This window comes from Kitasatospora sp. NPDC004745 (assembly GCF_042873275.1).
Classification (GTDB): domain Bacteria; phylum Actinomycetota; class Actinomycetes; order Streptomycetales; family Streptomycetaceae; genus Kitasatospora.
This window is the reverse complement of sequence record NZ_JBIALK010000004.1, coordinates 289557-311864: the sequence shown is the minus strand read 5'-3', so window position 1 is coordinate 311864 and position 22308 is coordinate 289557. Positions and strand designations below refer to the sequence as shown.

Below are 22308 nucleotides of genomic sequence, written 5' to 3'. Positions count from 1 at the left end.
GGGTCGGACGTGGGGCCGCCTCCTGCCCGCCCGCACCCTCTCCTCGGTGTTTCCGCAGCTCATGGGCGTATTCTCGCCAGCTATACACTCGGAGTATACGCCTGGGGTATGGTCTCCCCATGAGTGTTCCTTTGACCCTGTTGGGGCTGCTGGAGCGAGAGCCGAGCCACGGCTACGACCTCAAGCGCGACTACGACGAGTTCTTCGGGCGGGGGAAGCCCCTGCCGTACGGTCAGGTGTACGCGACCCTCGGCCGGCTGGCCCGGGACGGCAAGGTGGTGGCCGGCGAGGCCGAGCCCGGCGACGGGCCCGAGCGCAAGCGCTACGTGATCACCGAGGCGGGGGTGACGGAGTTCGAGACCTGGCTCAAGGACCCGGTCGCACCCGAACCCACCCTGCAGAGCACGCTGTTCACCAAGGTGGTGCTGGCCCTGATGCTGGGCCGCGACGCCGAGGAGTACCTGGACACCCAGCGCGCCGCCCACCTGCGCCGGATGCGCGAACTCACCGAACTGCGCCGCAGCGGAGCCCTGGTGGACGCGCTGCTCGCCGACCACGGGCTGTTCCACCTGGAGGCGGACCTGCGCTGGATCGACCTCACCGCCGCCCGCCTGGACGCGCTCGCCGAGGCGGTGCGCCCGTGACCGCCGTGATCGAGGCCCGCGACGTCACCCTCGCCTTCGGCGAGACGCCCGCCCTGCGCGGGGCCAGCCTGTCCGTGGCGGCCGGCGAGGTGCTCGCCGTCATGGGCCCCAGCGGCTCGGGGAAGTCGACCTTACTGCACTGCCTGGCCGGCATCCTGGTGCCGGACGCGGGCGAGGTGCACTTCAACGGTCAGCGCCTGGACACCATGCCCGAGTCCCGACGCAGCGCCCTGCGCCGGGACGCGTTCGGCTTCGTCTTCCAGTTCGGCCAGCTCGTGCCGGAGTTGACGGCGGAGGAGAACGTCGCCCTGCCGCTGCTGCTGAACGGAGTGCGGCGGGCGTCCGCGCTGGCCGAGGCCCGGCCCTGGTTCGCCCGGCTCGGCCTGGACGGCATGGAGCAACGCCGCTCCGGTGAGCTGTCGGGCGGTCAGGCCCAGCGCGTCGCCCTGGCACGCGGCCTGGTGGCCCGTCCGCAGGTGCTGTTCGCCGACGAGCCGACCGGCGCGCTGGACTCGCTGACCGGCGAGCAGGTGATGGAGCTGATGGTCGACTCGGCCCGCGAGCAGGGCACCACCGTCATCCTGGTCACCCACGAGCCGCGGGTCGCCTCCTACGCCGACCGCGAGGCCGTCGTGCGCGACGGCCGGGCCCGGACGATCTCCGCCGGCGCGGTGGTCCGGTGATCCTCTTCTCGCTCCGCCTGGCCGTCAGCGGCGGCCGCGAGGCCGTCGCCCGCCTGGTCATGATCGCGGCCGCCGTGGCGATCGGCGTCGGCCTGCTGCTGTCCACGCTCGCCGGCGTCAACGCGATCGGCAAGGCCAACGAGCGCCAGCACTGGATGAACACCGGGACGAAGAGCCGCACCGACACCGCCCCGGTCGACCCGCTCTGGTGGTACGCCCACGACGACTACTACCAGGGCCGGAGGATCTTCGAGGTCGACGTCGCGGCCACCGGGCCCACCTCGCCCGTCCCGCCCGGCCTGGACCGGCTGCCGGCGCCCGGCGAGTACTACGCCTCACCCGCACTGGCGAAGCTGCTCCGCGGCGTCCCGGGCGTCCAGCTCGCGGACCGCCTCCCGGGCCGGTCGGCCGGCGTCCTGGGCGACGCCGCACTGCCCTCCCCGGACACCCTCACGGTCATCGTCGGGCGCACCGCCGAGGAGGTCGCGGCCGCGCCGCGGGCCACCCGGGTCACCACCATCGCCACCGGCGTCCCCGCCGAGTGCGACAGCGACTGCTACGGCGAGGGCGTGCGCGGCGACGCGATGACGCTGATCCTCTCCACGGTGGCGGGCGCGCTGATCTTCCCGGTGCTGATCTTCATCGGCACCGCGACCCGGCTGTCCGCCGCCACCCGCGAGCAGCGCTTCGCCGCGATGCGGCTGGTCGGCGCGACCCCCGGGCAGATCTCGGTGGTCTCGGCGGTCGAGTCCACGGTGGCCTCGGTGATCGGCACCGCCGCCGGCTTCGGCCTCTCCTACGCGCTGCGCCCGCTGGTGGCCGCCGTGCCCTTCACGGGGGACCGCTTCTTCGCCGGCGACCTCGGGCTGGGCGCGCCGCAGGCCCTCGGGGTGGCCCTGGGCGTGCCCGTCGCCGCGGCGCTGGCCGCCCGGCTCGCCCTGCGCCGGGTCACCATCTCGCCGCTGGGCGTCTCCCGGCGGGTGACGCCGAAGCCGCCGCGGGCCTGGCGGCTCGTCCCGCTGGCGCTCGGCCTGGTCGAGCTCGGGGTCTTCGTGGGCCACCGGCCGGCCACCACCAACGGGCAGACCGCCGCCTACCTCACCGGCTTCCTGCTGGTGATGCTCGGGCTGGTGGTCGCCGGACCGTGGCTGACCATGGCCGCCGCCCGGGCAGTGGCCCGGCGCACCAGCCGCCCGGCCGCGCTGATCGCGGTGCGCCGGCTCGCGGACGACCCGAAGGCCGGGTTCCGCTCGGTGGCGGGCCTGGTGCTGGCCCTGTTCGTCACCACGGCGACGGTCTGCATCATCGGCACCATCAACGACAACCGCGGCGCTCTGAGCGGCGATCCGAAGACCCGCGCCTCGGTCGTCCACACCTCCCGGGACATCCTGGACCCGCAGGCGATCGACCGGGTCTCCGACGGCCTCCTGGCGGACGCCCGGGCCGTCCCCGGCTTCCGGGGGCTCGCACTGGCGCACACCAACCCGACCGGGGTCGGCCGGGACCCGGCGGACCCGCCGCGCTTCGCACCGGCGCTGGTGCTCTGCTCGGAGCTGGCGCAGGTGCCGGTGCTCGGCCACTGCGCCCCCGGGGCGAGCGTCGCGGCCGTCCCGGTGTTCCAGTTCGTCAGCCTGCGCGCGGCGGCCGAGGAGCAGGAGTGGCCGGCCGTGCCGGTCCCCGCGGAGGAGGTCGCCGGGCTGCCGGTGAAGATGATCTACGCGACCACCGACGGCTCGTCCGCCGCGATGGAGCAGCTGCGCACCCTCTTCACCAGGGCCTATCCGACCTACCAGGCCCGGATGGTCCAGGACTGGGGCACCGCCTTCCAGAAGGAGCTCGCCGGTTGGCGCCAGCTGGCCGACGTGGTGCTGCTGACCACCCTGCCGATCGCCGGCTGCAGCCTCGCGGTCAGCGTGGTGGCCGGACTCTCCGACCGCCGCCGGCCGTTCGCGATGCTGCGGCTGACCGGAGCCCCGCTGGGGCTGCTGCAACGGGTGATCGGCCTGGAGAGCGCGCTGCCGCTGCTGCTGGTGTCGGGGGTGGCCATCGGGACGGGCTTCGCGGCGGCGGCCATGTTCCTCAAGTCGCAGATGGAGTACGACCTGGTGTCGCCGGGCGCGGTCTACTACGGGCTGACGGCCTTCGGGCTGGTCGCCTCGCTGGGGATCATCGCCTCGACGCTGCCGTTGCTGAAGCGGATCACCGGGCCCGAGGCGGCCCGCAACGGCTGACGGCCGCCACGGCCGGGATCGTCCCCGCGACGGCTGACCCGCCGTGGGCGGACCACGCCCCCGCGACGGCCGGTGCCCCGGGACCACAGGGGAGTCCCGGGGCACCGGCGCGTCCCGTGCCCGGACGGCCGCGGCGCGCCGTCAGCCGACCGGGTAGCCGTGCGTCCCCGGGCGGCGGGTGACGCCGGCGCCCGGCAGCCAGCTGTCCAGCACCAGCCCGGACGGGTAGAACATCGGTTCCGGCAGGGCGTCCACCGGGAAGCGCTCCCAGCCGCCGCAGGCGTGCGGCTCGGTGACGACGGCCTCGGCCAGGCTCGGCGGCGCCAGCACGGCGGCGGTCAGCCGGGGCCGGCCGAGCTCGTGGTCGAGCAGCAGAGCGAGCACCCGCATCTCCCCGGCGGCCAGCACGATGCCGGTCTCCTCGGCGAGCTCCCGCGCCGCGGTCTCCTCGAAGGACTCGCCCGGATCGACCTTCCCGCCCGGAAGGCTCCAGGTGGGCGGTTCACCGGCGGTGGTCCGACGGCCGATCAGGACCCGGCCGTCGCCGGTGGGCACGATGATCCCGGCGCCGAGCAGCGGTGCGTGGGTCAACTCGCGTTCTCCTTCGGTGGTCACCAGTTGGAGCGGTCGTAGTCCTTGAGGAAGCAGCCGTACAGGTCCTCGCCCTGCTCACCGCGGACGATCGGGTCGTACACCCGGGCGGCGCCGTCGACCAGGTCGAGCGGGGCGTGGAAGCCCTCGTCGGCGAGACGCATCTTGTCCGGGTGCGGCCGCTCGTCGGTGATCCAGCCGGTGTCGACGGCGGTCATCAGGATGCCGTCGGCCTCGAACATCTCCTGCGCGCTGGTGCGGGTGAGCATGTTGAGCGCGGCCTTGGCCATGTTGGTGTGCGGGTGGCCGGCGCCCTTGTAGCCGCGGTGGAACACGCCCTCCATCGCGGAGACGTTGACCACGTACTTGCGGCGCGAGGCCGAGGCGGCCATCGCCGGACGCAGCCGGCTGATCAGGATGAACGGCGCGGTGGAGTTGCAGAGCTGCACCTCCAGCAGCTCGATCGGGCCGACCTCGCTGACGGTCTGCACCCAGCTGTTGGTGGGTGCGAGGTCGGGCACCAGGCCGCCGGCGTCGATCGCGGTGCCGGCCGCGATCCGGTCGGGCGTCGCCGAGCCGGTGACCAGGGCCAGCGAGGTGACGTCCTCGGCGGCCATCCGCCGGTCGTCCTCGCCCGCCTGGTGGGGGAGCGCGGGCAGGTCGACGCTGCCGCTGCCGAACCGCCCGATGGTGGTGGACTGCGGCAGTTCGCCGGCCGGCAGCGGCGCGGACTCGGCGGCGATCAGCTCGCGGTAGGACTCCGGCGGGCGCCGGACGGTCTGCGCGGCGTTGTTGATCAGGATGTCCAGCGGGCCGTCCGCGGCGACCTCGTCGGCGAGCGCCAGGACCTGGGCCGGGTCGCGCAGGTCGATGCCGACGACCTTGAGGCGGTGGATCCAGTCGGCGCTGTCCGGCATCGCGGTGAAGCGGCGGATCGCGTCGTTGGGGAAGCGCGTGGTGATGGTGGTGTGGGCGCCGTCGCGCAGCAGCATCAGCGCGATGTACATCCCGATCTTGGCCCGGCCGCCGGTGAGCAGCGCGCGCTTGCCGGTGAGGTCGGCCCGGGCGTCCCGGTGGGCCCGGTTCTTCGCCGCGCAGGGCTGGCACAGGTTGTGGTAGAACGCGTCGACCTCGACGTACCGGCCCTTGCAGGTGTAGCAGGAGCGGGGCCGCTCGAGGATGCCGGCGATCTCGGTGGTGGTGGCCGTGGTCAGACCGAAGGCGCCGGCGGTCTCGTCGTCGATCCGGGTGGGGGCGCCGGTGGCGGTGCGGGCGGTCACCGCACGGTCGTTGGCGGTCTTGCGGGCCCGGGTCTCCTGGCGGCGGCGCTGCTTGAGGGTGCGGAACACCCCGCCGACGGCCTGGCGGACGGTGATCGCGTCCGGGTGGTCGACGTGCAGTCCGTCGAGCTCGGCGAGCACGTCCAGGCAGAGCCGCAGGCGCTCGGGGTCGAGGCCGGGACCGTAGTCGATCTCCTCCTCGGTGTCCGTGCCGCCCTGGTCCTGCTCGATGTCCACGCCCGCCGTCATGCCTGTCGCCGCTTCCCGATCGCCTCGCCGTTACCGCGTGAATGCTACGGGAGTGGCCCCGGCCGGGGCGAAAGGCCGATCTTTTGGATGATCCTCCATGTCTACGCGCGGAGCTTTGATCATGGTTTGTGTACAGCGCCAGCAATCGCCCCCGAACTGGCTTTTGCCCCCACCGTCCCGGAGAATCGAACGTTGGGTGCGGGGCGCCCGAGTGCGCCCCGCGGCACCGCCGCAACCGCACCCGAGGTGTAATTTCTCCCAGCCAGAGAGCCCCCCTTCATGCGCTTCCTGAACGACCTCAAGCCCTCGTACGACCTCACGTACGACGACGTCTTCATGGTCCCCAGCCGTTCCGCCGTGGGCTCCCGGCAGGGCGTCGACCTCTCCTCCAACGACGGCACCGGCACCACCATCCCACTCGTCGTCGCCAACATGACCGCCATCGCCGGCCGCCGGATGGCCGAGACCGTCGCCCGCCGCGGCGGCCTGGTCGCCATCCCGCAGGACATCCCGACCGAGGTCATCGCCGAGGTCGTCTCCTGGGTCAAGCAGCGCCACCTGGTCTTCGACACCCCCATCACCCTCGCCCCCGGCGCCACCGTCGCGGAGGCGCTGTCGCTGCTGCCCAAGCGCGCGCACGGCGCCCTCGTGGTCGTCGAGGACGGCCGCCCGGTCGGCGTCGTCAGCGACTCCGACTGCCAGGGCGTGGACCGCTTCACCAGCCTCGCCGACATCATGTCCCGCGACCTGCTGCTGCTGGCCGAGGACGTCGACCCGCGCGCCGCCTTCGAGAAGCTCACCGAGGCGCACCGCAAGCTCGCCCCCGTCGTCGACGGCGACGGCCGGCTGGTCGGCATCCTGACCCGCAAGGGCGCGCTGCGCGCCACCCTCTACACCCCGGCCGTGGACGCCGCCGGCAAGCTGCGGATCGCCGCCACCGTCGGCATCAACGGCGACGTCGCCGGCAAGGCCAAGGCCCTGATCGAGGCCGGCGCCGACGTGCTGGTGGTCGACACCGCGCACGGCCACCAGGAGTCGATGATCAGCGCGCTCCGCGCCGTCCGCGGCCTGGACCCGCAGATCCCGATCGTGGCCGGCAACGTCGTCTCCGCCGCCGGTGTCCGCGACCTCGTCGAGGCCGGTGCCGACATCCTCAAGGTCGGCGTCGGCCCGGGCGCCATGTGCACCACCCGGATGATGACCGGCGTCGGCCGCCCGCAGTTCTCCGCCGTCCTGGAGTGCGCCGCCGAGGCCCGCCGCCTCGGCAAGCACGTCTGGGCCGACGGTGGCGTGCGCCACCCGCGCGACGTCGCCATGGCGCTGGCCGCCGGTGCCTCCAACGTGATGATCGGCTCCTGGTTCGCCGGCACCTACGAGTCCCCGGGCGACCTCCAGACCTCCGCCGACGGCCGCCAGTACAAGGAGAGCTTCGGCATGGCCTCGGCCCGCGCCGTCAGCAACCGCACGGCCCAGGACTCCTCCTACGACCGCGCCCGCAAGGCGCTGTTCGAGGAGGGCATCTCGCACTCCCGCATGTTCCTGGACCCGGCCCGCCCCGGCGTCGAGGACCTGATCGACTCGATCATCGCCGGCGTGCGCAGCTCCTGCACCTACGCGGGCGCGAACAGCCTCGAGGACTTCCACGAGAAGGCGATCATCGGCGTCCAGAGCGCTGCCGGCTACGCCGAGGGCAAGCCGCTGCACTCCAGCTGGGCCTGATCGACCGACCACCCCGCCCGCGGCCGGCCGACCCCGTACCCCCGGGGCCGGCCGGCCGCGGCCGTTCGCCGCCGTTCGCCGCCGGCGCCCGGGCCGTCCTGCTGCCGGTCAGCCCAGCTCGTAGTCCAGGACGTAGCGGTGGGTGCCGTCCTCGGCGACCGTCAGGTGGAACTCCCCGGTCAGACCGGCCAGCTCGCCCGCACCCGTGCCCGGCACCACCCGGATCGTCGTGCCGCCGGTGTCCCACGCCGAGTGCTGCAGGACGAACGAGCCCTTCCGCCCGTCCAGCTCGCCCGTCACGTGCTCCACCGCGACGTACGAGGCCGGGGCGCCCGACGGCCCCCCGACCGAGAGCATCCGCACCTCGCTGCCGCCCGACAGGCCACCCGTGAACGCCTTGGCGATCCGGATCCGGCCGAAGGCGGCCCCCTCCCGCTCCTCCGTCTCGACCGGCTCGAACGCCGTCACCTCGAACGACCCGCTGGCCCTGCCACCCATGGCACCGTCCCCTCGACGATCCGTCCCGCCCGGCACCCCGCCGGCCGTGCACCGAGCCTTGCACACGGCACTGACACCGCCGCCCCTCACGCCTCCCAGCGGATCGCGAGCAGTGCCGCGTCGTCGGTCAGACCGGCGGCACCGACCCACTCCCCGACGTCCGCGAGCAGTCCGTCCAGCAGGTCGGCCGGGCTCCCCGCGGGCAGCCCCGGCAGCCGGTCCTCCAAGGGGTAGAAGACGCCCCCGGCGCCCCGCGCCTCCGTCACCCCGTCGGTGTGCAGCAACAACAGGTCCCCCGGGCGGGCCTCGAACCGGCCCGCGGGGTACCCGCCGCCGGTCAGTCCCAGCAGCCCCAGCGGCGGCGCGGCCGCCGGCGGCGCCAGCGCGCTCACCCGGCCCTCCCGGCGCAGCAGCGGCGGCGGATGGCCGCAGTTCACCAGAGCGACCGGCTCCCGCCCCGGCGGCACCGACAGCAGCAGCGCGGTGGCGAAGCGCCCCTCCCCGGGGCGGGCGGCCAGCGCGGCGTCCAGCCGCTCGGCGAGCCGCCCGAGATCGGCCTCGGTGCGGGCCGCCTCGCGGAACACCCCCAGCACGTCCGCCGCCGTCTCCACCGCCGGCAGGCCGTGCCCCTGCACGTCCCCGAGCAGGATCCGCACCCCGTGCCGGGTCTCCACCAGGGCGTAGAGGTCCCCGCCGATCCGAGCCTCGGCGGCCGCGGCGACGTAGCGCACGGCGACCCGCAACGGCCCGATCCGCTCCGGCGGCGGGCGCAGCAGGGCGCGCTGCGCCGCCTCCGCCACCGTGCGGACCTGGAAGAGCTCCCGCTCCCGCGCCGCCACCAGCACCACGTTGGCGGCGCTGGCCAGCGTCGCGGCGAGGACGGTGATCAGTGCGGTGAGGTGGACCTCGGTCGGCAGCTCGGTGTTGGTGGTCTCCAGCAGCCCGACGGCCACCACCGCCAGCCCGCCCGCCGCCAGCGGCACCCGGGCACTGCGGGTGGTCGCCCCCGCCAGCACCGGCGCCACCGCCAGCACGGGGGACAGCGTCGTCCCCGGCCCGCTGACCAGATCGGCCACCACGGCGGCGACCAGCAGCAGGAACGCGCAGAGCAACAGCAGCCGGGTGCGCCGCGGCAGGTGCAGCGGCGGCATCCCGTCCGGTCCGTCGGCGCGCACGTGTCCTCCCGGTTGGAAAGGGCCCCACCCGGCTGGAAAGGGCCCCACCGTCCACTCTCTCCGGGCTCCCCACGGGCGGCACCTCGGGCCCGGCCGGGGCCGCCCGGACCCGCCGACTAGGCTGGGCCCCGAGATGAGACGCAAGAGCCGCCGCCCGGCCTCCCCCCTCCCGCAGCGCCGCGGCGTCGACCCGGTGCACCTGCGGCTGCCGCTCGAAGGCCCCTGGCCGACCGTCCGCGACTACCTGCTCGAACGGCTCGCCGCGGTCGGCGCCGAGCGGATCGACACGGCGCTGCGGGGCCGGGAGATCGTCGGCGCGGACGGACCGGTCGCCCCCGACGAGCCGTTCCGGCCCGGCACCCACCTGTGGTTCTACCGCGACCTCCCGGACGAGGCCCCGGTCCCGTTCGAGCTGGCCGTGCTGCACCGGGACGAGCACCTGGTCGTCGTCGACAAGCCGCACTTCCTGGCCACCACGCCGCGCGGCCGGCACGTCGTCGAGACCGCGCTGTCCCGGCTGCGGCACGACCTCGACCTGCCCGAGCTCAGCCCCGCGCACCGGCTCGACCGGCTCACCGCCGGCCTGGCCGTGTTCGTGGTGCGGCCCGCCGACCGCGGCGCCTACCAGACGCTGTTCCGCGACCGGCTGGTCCGCAAGGAGTACCGGGCCGTCGCCCCGTACCACCCCGAGCTGGACCTGCCGCGCACCGTGCGCAGCCACATCCTCAAGGAGCGCGGCGTGATCGCGGCCCGCGAGCTCGACGCGCCCCCGAACAGCGAGAGCCGGATCGACCTGCCGGAGCACCGCGACGGCCTCGGCCACTACCGGCTGCGGCCGCTGAGCGGACGCACCCACCAGCTGCGACTGCACATGAGCGGGCTCGGGGTGCCGATCCTCGGCGACCCGGTCTACCCGGTGGTGCTGCCCGAACCGGCCCCGGACGACTTCCGCCGCCCGCTCCAACTGCTCGCCTCGGCCGTCGAGTTCACCGACCCGCTCACCGGCCGGGAGCACCGCTTCGAGACCCGCCGCACGCTCGCCGCCTGGACCGACCCGCAGCACTGGCAGGACGGCTCCCCGAGCGGGGCCTGAGACCGGCCCCGGGCCGCGTCCGTCCGGCGGCCAGGGTCTAGGGCCAACGGAGGAGCGGGTCCCGGTTCCGGCGGCCGATCCGGCCGGGGCCCCGGCGGGGCGAGGGTGGGGGCATGAACGCAGCACAGCACACCGCTCCCGACCCCGCCCCCACGTCCGCCCCCGTCGCCGTGGTCACCGGGGCCTCCCGCGGCCTCGGCCTCGCCCTCGCCCGGGCCCTCGCCGCGGACGGCTGGCAGCTGGTGGTCACCGCCCGCGGCGAGGCCGAACTCGCCGCCGCGGCGGCGGACCTGGCCGCCGTCACCGAGGTCGTCGCCCTCCCCGGCTCGGTCGTCGACGACGACCACCGCGCCCGCCTGGCCGAGGCCGCCGCGGGGCTCGGCGGCGCCGACCTCCTGATCAACAACGCCGGTACGCTCAACGGCGCGAGCGCCCCCGGCGCCGACCCGCTGCCCCGGCTGGCCGACTTCCCGCTGCCCGACCTGCTGGAGGCCTTCGAGGTCAACGCGCTCGCCCCGATCGCCCTCACCCAGCTGCTCCTGCCGCAGCTGCGCGCCCGCGCCGGCGCCGTGCTCAACATCAGCTCGGACGCCGCCGTGGTGGCCTACCCCGGCTGGGGCGGCTACGGCGCCGGCAAGGCGGCGCTCGACCTCGCCACCGCCGTACTCGCCCGGGAGGAGCCGCAGTTGCGGGTCTGGGCGGTGGATCCGGGCAGCATGCGCACCCGGATGCTCCAGGAGGCCAGCCCCGGCGAGGACATCTCCGGCGAGCCGCTGCCCGAGGACGTGGCGCCGGTGCTGCTCGGCCTGCTGCGCGACGGTGCCGCCTCCGGCCGCTACCGCGCCGCGGACCTGGCGGCCGCCCGAGGCGGGCGATGACCACCCTCGCGGAGGTGCGGCTCGACGTCGCCGTTCCGCCCGAACTCTCCGCCCGCGCACCGGCGGAGGCGCGCGGCGGGGCGCGGGACGGGGTGCGGATGCTGGTCGGCCGGCGCGACCGGGGGAGCGTCGAGCACCACCGCTTCACCGACCTGCCCGGGGTGCTGCGCCCCGGCGACCTGCTGGTGGTCAACAACTCGGCCACCCTCCCGGCGGCGCTGCCAGGTCGGCTGCCGGACGGCACGGCGGTCGCCCTGCACCTGTCCTCCGCGCAGCCCGACGAACGCGGCGGCCACCTGGTCGAGTTGCGCCGGGCGATGCCGGGCCGGGCGGCCGCCTACTACCCGCCGGCGGAGACCCCGGCCCGCCCCGGACTGCGGATCACCCTGCCCGCGGGAGGCGCGGCCGAGCTGACCGGGCCCTTCACGGCCCGGCTCTGGTACGCCCGACTCGTGCTCCCCGCCCCGCTGCCGGACTACCTCGACCGGCACGGCCGGGCGATCCGCTACGGCTACGTGGACCGCGACTGGCCGATCGAGGCCTACCAGACGGTCTTCGCCACCGTCCCCGGCAGCAGCGAGATGCCCAGTGCGGCACGGCCGTTCAGCGCCGAGGTGGTGGCCCGGCTGGCCGGGCGCGGGGTGCTGCTCGCGCCCGTCACCCTGCACACCGGGGTGGCCTCGCCCGAGGCCCACGAGGCGCCGTACGCCGAGCGGTTCCACGTCCCGGCGGCCACCGCCGGCCTGGTGGGGCACGTCCGGTCGGGCGGCGGGCGGGTGATCGCGGTCGGGACCACGGTGGTGCGGGCCCTGGAGTCGGCCGCCGGGCCGGACGGCACCGTCCGGGAGGCCGACGGCTGGACGGAGCTGGTGATCACCCCGGAGCGCGGCGTCCGGGCCGTCGACGGCCTGCTCACCGGCTGGCACGAGCCCCGCGCGTCGCACCTGCTGATGCTGGCCGCCGTCGCCGGCCGCCCGCTGCTGGCCGCCTGCTACCGGGAGGCCGTCCGGGAGCGGTACCTGTGGCACGAGTTCGGCGACGTGAACCTGCTGCTGCCCGACTGACCGCTCAGGCGAGCAGGGTCTGCGTGACGTGGTGGGTGTCCAGGTACTCGCGAACCTCGGTGATCAGGCCGTCCTCCACGGTGAACACGCCCAGGCAGCGGTTCCGGTACGCGGAGCCGTTGGCGGCGGTGCCTTCGGTGGTCCACTCGGCGACCGCCTGCGGGCCGTCGGCCAGCACGTTGGTCAGGGTGATCCGGGGCAGGCCGTCGGGGGCGAACAGGGCGCCGACCTGGCCGAGGAAGTCGCCGAAGATCTCCTTCTTGCCGCGCCAGACGCGGGACAGGGCGAGGCCGCCCGGGTAGGCCCAGGTGGCGTCCTCGGCGAACAGGGCGATGGCGGCCTCGCGCTCACCCGCGGCGATCAGGGTGACGTAGGCGGTGACGACGGTGCGGGCGTCGGTCTGCTGCACGGTGGCTCCTCGGGTCGGTCCGGTGGGTTCGGCCGGTGCGGTGGGTGCGGCGGGTCCGGTGGGTCCGGTGGGTCCGGCGGGTCCGGCGGGTCCGGTCGGTTCGGTCGGGGGCTGTCCCGCCGTGGCACCAGGAAAGCCCTCCGGCGCCCGAACCGGCCAACAACCGCCCCGCCGGGGCGACAACCGGTGGTTGTCATCGCAGTCTGTCGGCCTGCCCGCCCGGACCGGCCCGAAAGGCGCGCCCTAGGCCGACGCGCCGCCCGGGGGCAGCTCCAGCTCGAACCAGACCACCTTGCCGTCCCCGGTCCGGCGACTGCCCCAGCGGTGCGCGAGCTCGTTGACCAGGTGGATGCCCCGCCCGCCCTCGTCCTCGGCGCGGGCGCGGCGGATCCGGGGCCCCTCGCCCTCCTGGTCGGCGACCTCCACGGTGAGCGACCGGTTGCAGAACAGCCGCAGCTGGGTGGGTGATCCGGCGTGCACCAGGGCGTTGGTGATCAGCTCGCTGGTGAGCAGCTCCGCCCAGTCGGCCAGCGGGCCGAGGCCCCACTCGGTGAGCGTCTCGCGGGTGAAGCGGCGCGAGTGCGCGACCATGGCGAGGTCCCCGGTGAGCTGGAGGGTGGCGATCCGGTCGGCACCGGTCGGCCGGACCTGCGCCATGAGGACGGCGATGTCGTCCTCGCTGGGGTGGCCGGTGAGTTCGGCCAGCACGGCGTCACAGGTCTGCTCCAGCGAACGGCGTCGGTTGGCGACGGTCCGGCAGAGCAGCTGCACCCCCTCGTCGAGGTCGCGGCCCCGGCGTTCCACCAGCCCGTCGGTGTAGAGCGCCAGGATGGCCTCCTCGGGGAGGATGAACTCCACGCTCTCGAAGGGGACTCCGCCCACGCCCAGCGGTACGCCCGGTGGCAGCTCGACCAGGTGCGCCCGCCCGTGCGCGTCGGCCACCACCGGTGGCAGGTGCCCGGCGCAGGCGGCCGTGCAGCGGCGGTCCACCGGGTCGTAGACCACGCAGACGCAGGTCGCGAACTGGCCCTCGCCGATCGCCGTGGTGGCCTCGTCCAACCGGTGCAGGACCCGTGACGGGTCCAGTTCGAGGGTGATCAGCGTCCGCGCCACCGTACGGAGTTGGCCCATCGTGGCAGCGGCCCGGATGCCGTGGCCCATCACGTCGCCGACCACCAGGGCGACCCGCCCGGAGGACAGCGGGACGACGTCGAACCAGTCGCCGCCGACCTCGCTGACCACGCTGCTCGGCAGGTAGCGGTAGGCGATCTCCAGGCCGAGGGTGCGGTGGATCTCCTGCGGGAGCAGGCTGCGCTGCAGGGTCAGCGCGGTGTCCCGCTCCCGGCGGTAGAGCCGCCCGTTGTCGATCGCCAGCGCGGTGCGGGCGACCAGCTCCTCGGCCAGCGAGCGGTCCGCCGGGCCGAACGGCAGCGGGTTGTGGGTCCGGACGAACTCCGCGCCGCCCAGCACGAGTCCGCGCGCCACCAGCGGCACCATGAGGTACGAGTGCACCCCGGCGTCCAGCCCGGGCTGCACCCGGTCCGGGGCGGCCACGATCCGGCGCAGCTCCTCCTCGGTCACCTGGGAGACCAGGATCGAACGCCGGGAGCGCAGGCTCTGCGCGTACACCTGGGCGGACTGCGAGGTCCCGCCGACCTCGTCGGCCGCCGCCGTCATCGTGCCGTCCGGGGCCGACTCGCCGACCGCCACCGCCCGCATCAGCACCGAACCGTCCTCCGGGACGGGCCCCGGCTCGTCCCCGCCGAGCACCGCGTCGCGCAGGTCGACGGTGACGAAGTCGGCGAAGCGCGGGATCACCACCTCCACCAACTCCTGGGCGGTGCGGTGCAGATCGAGCGTGGTGCCGATCCTGTTGCTGGCCTCGTTGAGCAGCGACAGCCGCTGCTGCGCGGCCCACGCCTCGTCCAGCGCCCGCTGCCGGGCGTCCGCCGCGTCGCGCTCCCGGGTGAACAGCAGCGCGTTGTCGATCGACACCGCGGCCCGCACCGCCAACTCCCCGGCCAGGGCCAGGTCGTCGTCCTCGTACGGGCGCTCCACCAGCGTCCGGTAGAACCCCGCCACGCCGACCGGAGTACCGCGCGCGATCAGCGGGACCACCATGAAGGAACGCACGTTCTGCTCCCGCACCGCCGCCGTGCGCACCGGGTCGTCGGCGAACCAGGCCAGCCCGTCCGCGTCCATCCGCGGCACCAGCACCGGCTTGCGGTGCGCCAGGCTCCACGCGTACGGCGAACTGGGCAGGAAGCGGTGCACCCCGCCGGTGCGGGCGATCGGCTGCAGCGTCGAACCGTGCACCGAGTGGAAGGCCATCCGGCGCAGCATCGCCGACCCGTCCGCCGGGGCGCGGGCCTCGCGCTCGCCGCGGACGAGGTCCTCCAGCACCTCCACCACCACCGTGTCGGCCAGCCGCGGCGTCGCCACCTCGGCCAGCTCCATCGCCGTCTGGGCGAGATCGAGCGTGGTCCCGATCCGGGTGGACGCCACGTTGACCAGTGCCAGGCGCTCCTGGGCGGCCTTCGCCTCGCGCAACGCCTGCTGCCGGGCCAGCACGGTCTGGTGCTGGCGCAGGTACAACCGGGCGTTGTCGATCGCCACCGCCGCCCGCGACGCCAGCTCGTCGCCGAGGGTGATGTCCGCCTCCGCGAAGGACTCCCGTTCGCCGCGCCGCGAGTACACCACCATGCCGAGCGTGGTGCCGCGGGCCACCAGCGGGGTGATCCGCACCGAGCGCGGCCGGTCCCCCAGGTAGGCCTGGCGGCGGCTCTCCGAGATGGCCTCGCTCAGCAGGGGCAGCTCCCAGGACGGCACCACCACCGTCCGGCCGGTGTCCATCGCCCGGGCGTACGGGGAGTCGGCCGGCAGCTCGTACAGCGCATCCACCGGCAGCGCCTCCGCCGGGTACAGCGGGTCGGTGGTGGCCAGCGCCAGCCGGCGCACCAGCTTCGGCGCGTCCGGCTCGGGCGGCTCGACGTTGCGCCCCGCGACCAGCGCCTCCAGCGCGAACACCCCGCTGATGTCGGCGACCCTCGGCACCATCGCGTCGGCCAGCTCCCGGGCGGTCTGCCGCAGGTCCAGCGTGGTGCCGATGGAGGCCGTCGCGTCGACCAGCAGGGCCAGCCGCTCCTGGGCCCGCGCCGCCCGGGCGTCGGCGCGGAAGCGCTCGGTGATGTCGATGACGGTCGAGCTGACGCCCAGCACCCGCCCGCCCGGCTCCTCCAGCCGGAAGTACGAGGCCGACCACGCGTGGTCGTGCTGCGGGTCACCGGGGGTGCGGCCGTGCGAGCGGGTGTCCACGACCGGCCGGCCGGTCTCCAGGACCTTCCGCATCACCGCCTCGGCCTCCGCACCGTTGATCCCCGGCAGGATCTCGGTGAGCCGGTGGCCCAGGTGCTCGCCGGCGGGCAGGCCGTTGGCCCTCGCCAGCGCCTCGTTCAGCCGGACGAACCGCAGTTCGGTGTCGTACACGCCCATGCCTACCGGGGACTGCGTGAAGAACCCGTCGAGCACGGCCAGGTCCGCCTGGATCCGGCGCAGCGTCGTCACGTCCGAGGCGACGGCCAGCACCAGCGGGCGGCCGTCCGGCCCGGTGATCGGATGGGTGCGGAACTCCAGGTTCACCGCGTGCCCGTCCCGGTGCCGGACCGGGAACACACCGGACCAGGCCCGGCCGTCCAGGATCTGCTGGAACAGCGCCAGGACCTCGGGCCGCTGGTCGTCGGAGGCCAGCAACTGCGCGGCCTTCTCGCCGATCGCCTGCGTGGGGGAGTAGCCGAGGAGTGCCTCGGCGTCGCCGCTCCAGTGCAGGATCCGCCCGTCGGCCTCGATCAGGGCCGTCGCGATCGGCACCATCAGCAGGGCGTCCTGCCGCGGATCCCCTCGGTGCTGCTCGTTCTCGTTCACCATGGCCAGAGAACCGTCCGGAGATCGTTTCAGCCAGCTCTGCCATCTTCGCACGCAGCCCCCGCGCCCCGCTCACCGTGCACCAGCCCGCCCGATGCGCTACCGCCCCCACGCCGTGCCACGGAAAGTCGACCCAGCCCACGTCCCCCGCACCAGCTCACCACCGCCGGGCCACCCCACCCCGCCGGGCGCGGCAGGCCGCGACGGCGCAGGAAGTCGAAGCAGCCGACTTCCTGCGCGCTGGCCCGCGCGGTAGCCCACCGCAGCCAGGCCACCCCGCCCCCGCCGAGGATCAGCCACACTGCGCCGGGCGCGTTCGGGCGTGGCGACGCAGGAAGTCGACGTGGCCGACTTCCCGTGCGGCAGCCCGCCGCAGTCGGGTGACCCCGCCCCCGCCGGGCAGGGCCCGTCGATTCCACGGCCCCGAAGCCCCGCGCCTGCCGGGGGACCGGGCGCATCTTGCCGGGCGTGGTCTGGTGCGGCGACGCAGGAAGTCGAAGCAGCCGACTTCCTGCGCGCCGGCCCGCCGCAGCCGACCCGCGTCCCAGCGGCTCGGTCGGCCCTGCTCCCCGCCAGGCAGGGGCCCGTCGACTCCGCGGCTTCGGCACGGTGTGCCCCGACAGTGATCAGCCGCAGCGTGCCGGGCGTCGCCGAGTGCGAGGCACTGGAAGTCGATACGGCCGACTTCCTGCGCGGTGCTGAACTTGGTCGGGTGATGTCGGTGCCATTCGCCTGACCGTTGGCTGTCGGCGGCACCGGTAGCCGTGGGGTGTGAGGTGCGCGCAGGGCGGCGGACTGACCGATGCCGGAGAGGACCACGCGGAGAGGTTGTGGCTGCAGGCCGTGGAGCGATTCGAGGGCGGGCAGGAGAACGCGGTGATTGCCGCTGCCCTGCGGATCGGCGTGCGGTCGGTCGAGCGGTAGCGCCGGGCCGGTCGAGGGCACCTGGCGGTTACTGAAGCACCACGGCTGGAGCTGGCAGCAGCCCACCAGACACGCGATCGAGCGCGATGACGACGCGGTCGAGTCTGGAAGAAGGAGACCTGGCCGCGGGTGAGGCCACCGCGGCGGAGCGCAACACCTGGATCGTCTTCGAGGACGAGGCCGGGCAGTCGATTGCTCCGGACCGCAACCCGACCGAGGGGTGTCTGGTCGCTGGTCAAGCGTGACATCGGCAACCTCGCCGCGGCCGACCTCGGCCGGATCGTCCGCGCCGTGAAGCGCCAGCTGAAGATGCTGCAGTGCCGACCGGAGGTCATCGACGGCTGCCTCGCAGGCACCGGTCGAAGCCCGAAGGTGCTGGTCAGCTACGTTGGCGGCATGAGTGCCAGCCTGCCCGAGGACGTAGCTGACGTGCTGGACCTCGTCCTGAACCCGGACGAGCCGGTTCACCTCGCCCTCCGACGGCAGGTGTCCCACCTCAGGGTGCAATCCCGCTGTAAGTGCGGGTGCGGCACAGCCTACTTCGAGCTCGACGCCGACGCGGTGGAGCCCGCGCCAACGGACGCTGGCACTGTTGTGGCTGCCGGCGTACAGCTGGTCACCGAAACCGGAGAGTGCCCCGGCGAGGTTCTGGTCTTCGCGCAAGGCGGCTACCTCTCATGGCTGGAGGTCTGCTCTTGGAGCGATGACGTCGAGGTGAATCTCGCCGCGGCGCGGCGGTGGCTACAGCCACCGTCCTGAACCCGGGCCGACAACAGCCGGCCGTCTCGGATCTGACGCCGCTGCCACGAGCCGACCGGCATCCGAGTTCACGTTCAGTGGCCCGCCGGTGTGGCCACATGGGCTCGCGTACCCCCACCCGCCAGCGCCGCCATGGTGGTGCCATCGGTCATGCTCCCGGCCGGGCGCTCAGCTGGATCCTGCCGGGGCAGGCCGGGTGCGGGCGCGCAGGAAGTCGACGTGGCCGACTTCCTGCGCGGTGGGTTCATCGTCGGTGACCCGGGTGGGGAGCTCGCCGCGGACGAGGGCGGGTCAGCGGTGGAAGGTGACCTCGGGGGCGGAGGTGGTGGGGCCGTCGAGGACGGGTTGCGGCTCGTCCTTCAGCTGCAGGTCGAAGAAGGCCGCCACGTAGGAGCGGGTGAGCTCGACGCCGCGTTGCGCGGACATCGTCGTGCCGGGCGGGACGGGCAGGTGGTAGGGCTCGGCGAACAGCGGGTTGTCGGTGAAGGTGCCGTGGTTGGATCCCTCGAAGGTGAGCCAGCGCTTCCAGCCGTCGAGCCGGGCCCAGCTGGTCGTCCAGGTCGGGTCCTCGGTACCGGGCAGCGGGTGGCCGATCATCAGGAAGGGCTTCCCGTTCAGCCCGGACTCGGGGACCGTGAGGTCCATGGTGCCGTCGAGGTTCACGCCGGCCCGGATTCGGTCGTCGGTCAGCAGGGCCGGGACGGCTGCGGCGCCGCCGAGCGAGTGCCCGGCCATGCCGATCCGGTCCTCGTCGATCATGCGGGCGTAGCGCCAGGCCGGGTGGGGGTGGGAGGTCAGCTGGTCGACGACGAAGGAGACGTCCTTGGCGCGGCTCGCGGACACCGCCTCCGCGCCGCCGAAGTCGTCGAGGTGGCCGCAGACGACGCAGGTGAGCGTGCTGCCGTCGGGGAAGGTGGTCCCGGTGTTCTCGTAGGTGTGGTCGACGGAGGCGACGACGTACCCGCGGCTGGCCAGGTCCTCGGCCAGGCTGGTCAGTTCGCTGCGCGGCATGGTGAAGCCGGGGGAGAGCACGACCAGCGGGAACCGGCCGTGCTGCGGGCGGGCGCCGGACTCCGCCCAGGTGCGGGCCCCGGTCACGGCCTCGACCGGGATGACGTTGCCCGGGACCTTCTCGGCCAGCAGCAGCCGGGCGGCCTCCGGCGTCATGTACGGTGCGGGGCCGCCCGTCCCCGCCTTGGCGGGGTAGTACATCGACACCATCAGCTGGCGCGGCCCGGCGGACGGGACCCACGGGTCGGGCCGGTCCTGGTCCACCAGGTGCAGGACCTCCCGCCCGACCGCGTTGGGACCGGTGGGCCGCGGCAGGTCGACCCGGATCGCGGGCGTGGTGGCGGAGGGGGAGGCGGTGGTGGGCGAGGGCGCGGCCAGGGCGGGCGCGGCGGCGACGGAGAGCGGCAGGGCAAGCAGGAGGGCTGCCGCGGCGGAGGTTCGACGGAGTCGGCTCATGTCTTCGACCGTAGGCTTCCGGCACGGCATCTGACGTCGCCTCAGGGGCGTAGGGGTGGCTCCGGAGACGGTGGCGGCGGTCGCTCCGGGGCACCTCCGTGGGGACCCCTAGGGGGTACGGGCCTCGCACCGCACGACCTCCCGCGATGGCACGGCCCCACGGCCCCACGGCCCCACGACCGCAAGCCCGCAGGCCCCCGTGCCCCCACGGCCTCACGCCGCCGCGAATTCGTTCTGCAGCGTGCGCAGCAGGGCCGTCCCGGCCGCGTCGACCGAGCGGCGGGTGTTGGCGAGGACCACCACGCCGACCTGCTTCTCCGGATCGAAGGCGACGAACGAGCGGAAGCCGCCCGTCTCCCCGTTGTGCCAGATCTGCAGGTGTCCGCCCTGCTGGGTGTGCAGGCGGTGGCCGAGCCACCCCAGGTGCATCCAGGCGAACGGGTTGACGCGGTGTCGGGTCTCCCGGGTGAGGGTGATCGCGGGCGACAGCGGCGCGTCCGGCTCGTGTTCGGCGGCCAGCTGGGCCCGCAGGAGTATCGCGAGGTCGGCGGCGGTGGAGCGGAGCCCGCCCATGCCGGGGATGTCCGCGAGGTCCCAGTGGGGCACCGGACGGGCGCCGGCGGTGTGCCCGTGCGCCATCCGCTCCGCCTGGGCTGCGTCCGGGTGCAGGCAGGTGTCCACCAGGCCCAGCGGCGTGCAGACCTCACGCGTCACCAGCTCCTCGTAGCCGGTGCCGGCCCGGTGGGCGAGGGCGAGCCCGAGCAGTCCGGCGCCGAGGTTGGAGTAGCGGAAGGCGCGCCCCGGGTCGGCCCGCAGCCTCGTCCGGGCTAGGCCGTCGAGGACGTGTGCCGCGGTGCAGTGGGCGTACGGATCGGGCTTGTTGGGCCTGAGCAGGGCCGTCGCCGTCATGCCCCGGGGCAGGCGGGGGAGCCCCGAGGTGTGGGTGGCGAGGTGTCGGAGGGTGATGGGTGTGTCGCCCCTGCTCGGCACGGTGGCGCCGCCGGGCCGGGCGTCGGCGAGGACCTCCGCGAGCGGTGCGTCGAGTTCGACGGAGCCGTCGAGCACCAGCCGTGCGAGGACGATCGAGGTGAACACCTTGGTGACGGAACCGATTTCGAAGAGGGTGCGCGGCCCGGGCACGCCGCCGCCCGGGCTCGTCCGCCCGGCGCCGTGGATCTGCACGGCGCCGCCGGCCAGCCCGGCGACCACCGTGCCGACCTGCTGGCCGGCGAGCCGGTCGGCGGTCTGCTGGACGAGGCGGTCGAGGCGGGCGAGTTCGTTCATGGTGGTGAGCCTAGAGCGTCGCGACCAGCGAAATCGTCCGCCGGAACGACGATTTCCACCGGTCCCGACTGCTCCTCCAGGCGTACGCCCCACTACGCTCCGCACGGTACGCACCACGCAGGTCGGTACGCACCTCGAAGCACCGTCCAGCGCCACGAAGCGCAATGCGGCACCACGAAGCGCAACGAAGCGCAACGCGGCACCGGGAAGCGCCACGCAGCGCGACGCGGCACCCGGAAGCGCCGCGCCGCGCCACGGCACCCCGCCCGGGCGGAGCGGGACGCCCGCCCGGGCGACGGCCCGTCAGCAGCTCAGGTTGCCCCCGGGAACGGTGCCGAGGATCTGCGTGAAGCTCTGGTAGAGGCTGATCCGGTGCTGCATCTGGGCGGTGTTGTTGCCGTTGCACTCCAGCGAGCCGTTGATGCTGCGGATCGTCTCACCGAAGCCGGCGCCGTTGACCATGGCGTTGTGCGCGGTCATGGTGCCGGGCCCGTTCTGGGTGTTCCAGTACCAGAGACCGGTCTTCCAGGCCACGGCCGGGTCGGTCTGCACCAGGTTCGGGTTGTGCAGCAGGTCGATCCCGAGCGCGTCGCCGGCGGCCTTGTAGTTGAAGTTCCAGCTCAGCTGGATCGGCCCGCGGCCGTAGTACGCGGCCTGCCCGGCCGGGCACCCGTAGGGCTGCGAGGTGTCGCAGTAGTGCGGGTAGTTGGCGGTGTTCTGCTCGACCACGTAGACCAGTCCGCCGGTCTCGTGACTGACGTTGGCGAGGAACGCGGCGGCTTCCTGCCGGCGGACGGTGTCGCTGCCGGTGGCCGCGAAGCCGGGGTAGGCGCCGAGCGCGTCGACCAGCCCCTGGTAGGTGTAGAAGGCGTTCCGGCTCGGGAACATCTGGTTGAACTGGGCCTGGCTGACGGGGAATCCGCCCGGGTTGGGGGTCGGGGTCGGGTCGGGCGTCGTGCCGCAGGCGTACGGCTCCCAGTACCAGGTGCTGATGACCGGGTCGTAGCCCGGGTTGTCGTGGGTCGCGCGGTAGTAACCGCCGTTGGTGTAGCGGACGATCGCGCCGGTGGTGTAGGTGCGGCCGGCGACCCAGTCGGGGTAGCTGCAGGTGCCGGGGGTGGGCGTCGGCGTGGGCGTCGGGTCGGTGGACCCGCCGCAGCCGCCCTGGTCGGCCCAGACGCCGGAGCCGCCGGCGCTCGGGGGCTCGTTCTGGGTCCACCACTTGGCGGTCCAGTTGTGCCCGTTGTACGAGACGGACGCGCCGCCGGTGTACACGGCGGTCGCGTTCCACGGCGTGCCGCAGGCGGCCGCGCTGGCGGAGGCGGGGAGGAGCACCGCGACCGCCAGCGCCGTGACCACGGCGCAGAGCAGTGCGAGCAGGCGTTTCGTTGACACGTCATCACCCCTTGTGCGGTGGGGGCCGCACGTCGTCGGGACAG

Annotated in this window: 18 protein-coding genes; 9 read left to right on the top strand and 9 right to left on the bottom strand. The window is 74.3% G+C overall.

Annotated elements, in window-relative coordinates; all coding sequences use genetic code 11:
- The first annotated feature begins 119 nt into the window (after positions 1–119).
- Genes ACFYUY_RS10405 through ACFYUY_RS10395 form a run of 3 tightly spaced genes read left to right on the top strand, consistent with a single transcriptional unit; the run spans position 120 to position 3558 of the window.
- Positions 120–644 (top strand): PadR family transcriptional regulator, encoded by a 525-nt coding sequence (locus ACFYUY_RS10405; RefSeq protein ID WP_360208132.1) that lies wholly within the window; start codon positions 120–122, stop codon positions 642–644.
- On the top strand, positions 641–1327 hold the full coding sequence (locus ACFYUY_RS10400; RefSeq protein ID WP_360208129.1) for an ABC transporter ATP-binding protein: 687 nt from the start codon (positions 641–643) through the stop codon (positions 1325–1327). The genes ACFYUY_RS10405 and ACFYUY_RS10400 overlap by 4 nt, the downstream gene beginning before the upstream one ends.
- Positions 1324–3558: an FtsX-like permease family protein gene (locus tag ACFYUY_RS10395; RefSeq protein ID WP_387899847.1), complete on the top strand. Its 2235-nt coding sequence runs from the start codon at positions 1324–1326 to the stop codon at positions 3556–3558. The genes ACFYUY_RS10400 and ACFYUY_RS10395 overlap by 4 nt, the downstream gene beginning before the upstream one ends.
- Before the next feature lie 141 nt (positions 3559–3699).
- Here ACFYUY_RS10395 and ACFYUY_RS10390 read toward each other — a convergent pair whose 3' ends face one another.
- Complete coding sequence (locus tag ACFYUY_RS10390; protein ID WP_360208124.1) at positions 3700–4149, bottom strand: NUDIX domain-containing protein; 450 nt, start codon at positions 4147–4149, stop codon at positions 3700–3702.
- A gap of 20 nt (positions 4150–4169) precedes the next feature.
- Positions 4170–5678 (bottom strand): SDR family NAD(P)-dependent oxidoreductase, encoded by a 1509-nt coding sequence (locus ACFYUY_RS10385; RefSeq protein ID WP_387899845.1) that lies wholly within the window; start codon positions 5676–5678, stop codon positions 4170–4172.
- Between the two features lie 279 nt (positions 5679–5957).
- Here ACFYUY_RS10385 and ACFYUY_RS10380 point away from each other — a divergent pair, with 279 nt between their 5' ends.
- A complete protein-coding gene (locus ACFYUY_RS10380) occupies positions 5958–7397 on the top strand; it encodes a GuaB1 family IMP dehydrogenase-related protein (protein ID WP_360208121.1) in 1440 nt (479 codons plus the stop codon).
- 108 nt (positions 7398–7505) lie between these two features.
- Here the strand turns inward: ACFYUY_RS10380 and ACFYUY_RS10375 are convergent, their stop codons facing one another.
- Complete coding sequence (locus ACFYUY_RS10375) at positions 7506–7895, bottom strand: DUF3224 domain-containing protein (RefSeq protein WP_360208119.1); 390 nt, start codon at positions 7893–7895, stop codon at positions 7506–7508.
- Positions 7896–7981: 86 nt separating this feature from the next.
- Positions 7982–9070, bottom strand: a complete 1089-nt coding sequence (locus ACFYUY_RS10370) for a PP2C family protein-serine/threonine phosphatase (protein WP_387899842.1) — start codon at positions 9068–9070, stop codon at positions 7982–7984.
- Between the two features lie 133 nt (positions 9071–9203).
- Here ACFYUY_RS10370 and ACFYUY_RS10365 point away from each other — a divergent pair, with 133 nt between their 5' ends.
- The 3 genes from ACFYUY_RS10365 to ACFYUY_RS10355 all read left to right on the top strand — a co-directional run bounded on the left by ACFYUY_RS10365 (position 9204) and on the right by ACFYUY_RS10355 (position 12105).
- A complete protein-coding gene (locus ACFYUY_RS10365; RefSeq protein WP_387899840.1) occupies positions 9204–10163 on the top strand; it encodes a pseudouridine synthase in 960 nt (319 codons plus the stop codon).
- Positions 10164–10276: 113 nt separating this feature from the next.
- Positions 10277–11041: an SDR family NAD(P)-dependent oxidoreductase gene (locus tag ACFYUY_RS10360; protein WP_387899839.1), complete on the top strand. Its 765-nt coding sequence runs from the start codon at positions 10277–10279 to the stop codon at positions 11039–11041.
- Positions 11038–12105 carry an S-adenosylmethionine:tRNA ribosyltransferase-isomerase gene (locus ACFYUY_RS10355; RefSeq protein WP_387899837.1) on the top strand — a complete coding sequence of 356 codons (1068 nt, stop codon included), beginning with the start codon at positions 11038–11040 and terminating at the stop codon, positions 12103–12105. Before ACFYUY_RS10360 ends, ACFYUY_RS10355 begins: the two co-directional genes overlap by 4 nt.
- Before the next feature lie 4 nt (positions 12106–12109).
- Here ACFYUY_RS10355 and ACFYUY_RS10350 read toward each other — a convergent pair whose 3' ends face one another.
- Positions 12110–12514 (bottom strand): nuclear transport factor 2 family protein, encoded by a 405-nt coding sequence (locus ACFYUY_RS10350; RefSeq protein ID WP_387899835.1) that lies wholly within the window; start codon positions 12512–12514, stop codon positions 12110–12112.
- 243 nt (positions 12515–12757) lie between these two features.
- On the bottom strand, positions 12758–16438 hold the full coding sequence (locus ACFYUY_RS10345) for a SpoIIE family protein phosphatase (RefSeq protein ID WP_387899833.1): 3681 nt from the start codon (positions 16436–16438) through the stop codon (positions 12758–12760).
- An 877-nt stretch (positions 16439–17315) separates the two neighbouring features.
- Here ACFYUY_RS10345 and ACFYUY_RS10340 point away from each other — a divergent pair.
- Together ACFYUY_RS10340 and ACFYUY_RS10335 are read left to right on the top strand one after the other, a co-directional pair.
- Positions 17316–17492 (top strand): winged helix-turn-helix domain-containing protein, encoded by a 177-nt coding sequence (locus ACFYUY_RS10340; RefSeq protein ID WP_387899831.1) that lies wholly within the window; start codon positions 17316–17318, stop codon positions 17490–17492.
- 158 nt (positions 17493–17650) lie between these two features.
- Positions 17651–18118, top strand: coding sequence for a hypothetical protein (locus ACFYUY_RS10335; protein WP_387899830.1), 468 nt, complete (start codon positions 17651–17653; stop codon positions 18116–18118).
- A 291-nt stretch (positions 18119–18409) separates the two neighbouring features.
- Here ACFYUY_RS10335 and ACFYUY_RS10330 read toward each other — a convergent pair whose 3' ends face one another.
- The 3 genes from ACFYUY_RS10330 to ACFYUY_RS10320 form a co-directional block, all read right to left on the bottom strand.
- Positions 18410–19585, bottom strand: coding sequence for an alpha/beta hydrolase family protein (locus tag ACFYUY_RS10330; protein WP_387899828.1), 1176 nt, complete (start codon positions 19583–19585; stop codon positions 18410–18412).
- 213 nt (positions 19586–19798) lie between these two features.
- Positions 19799–20869, bottom strand: coding sequence for a serine hydrolase domain-containing protein (locus ACFYUY_RS10325; protein ID WP_387899826.1), 1071 nt, complete (start codon positions 20867–20869; stop codon positions 19799–19801).
- A gap of 303 nt (positions 20870–21172) precedes the next feature.
- Positions 21173–22264 carry a glycoside hydrolase family 19 protein gene (locus tag ACFYUY_RS10320; protein WP_360208095.1) on the bottom strand — a complete coding sequence of 364 codons (1092 nt, stop codon included), beginning with the start codon at positions 22262–22264 and terminating at the stop codon, positions 21173–21175.
- Between the last annotated feature and the right edge of the window lie 44 nt (positions 22265–22308).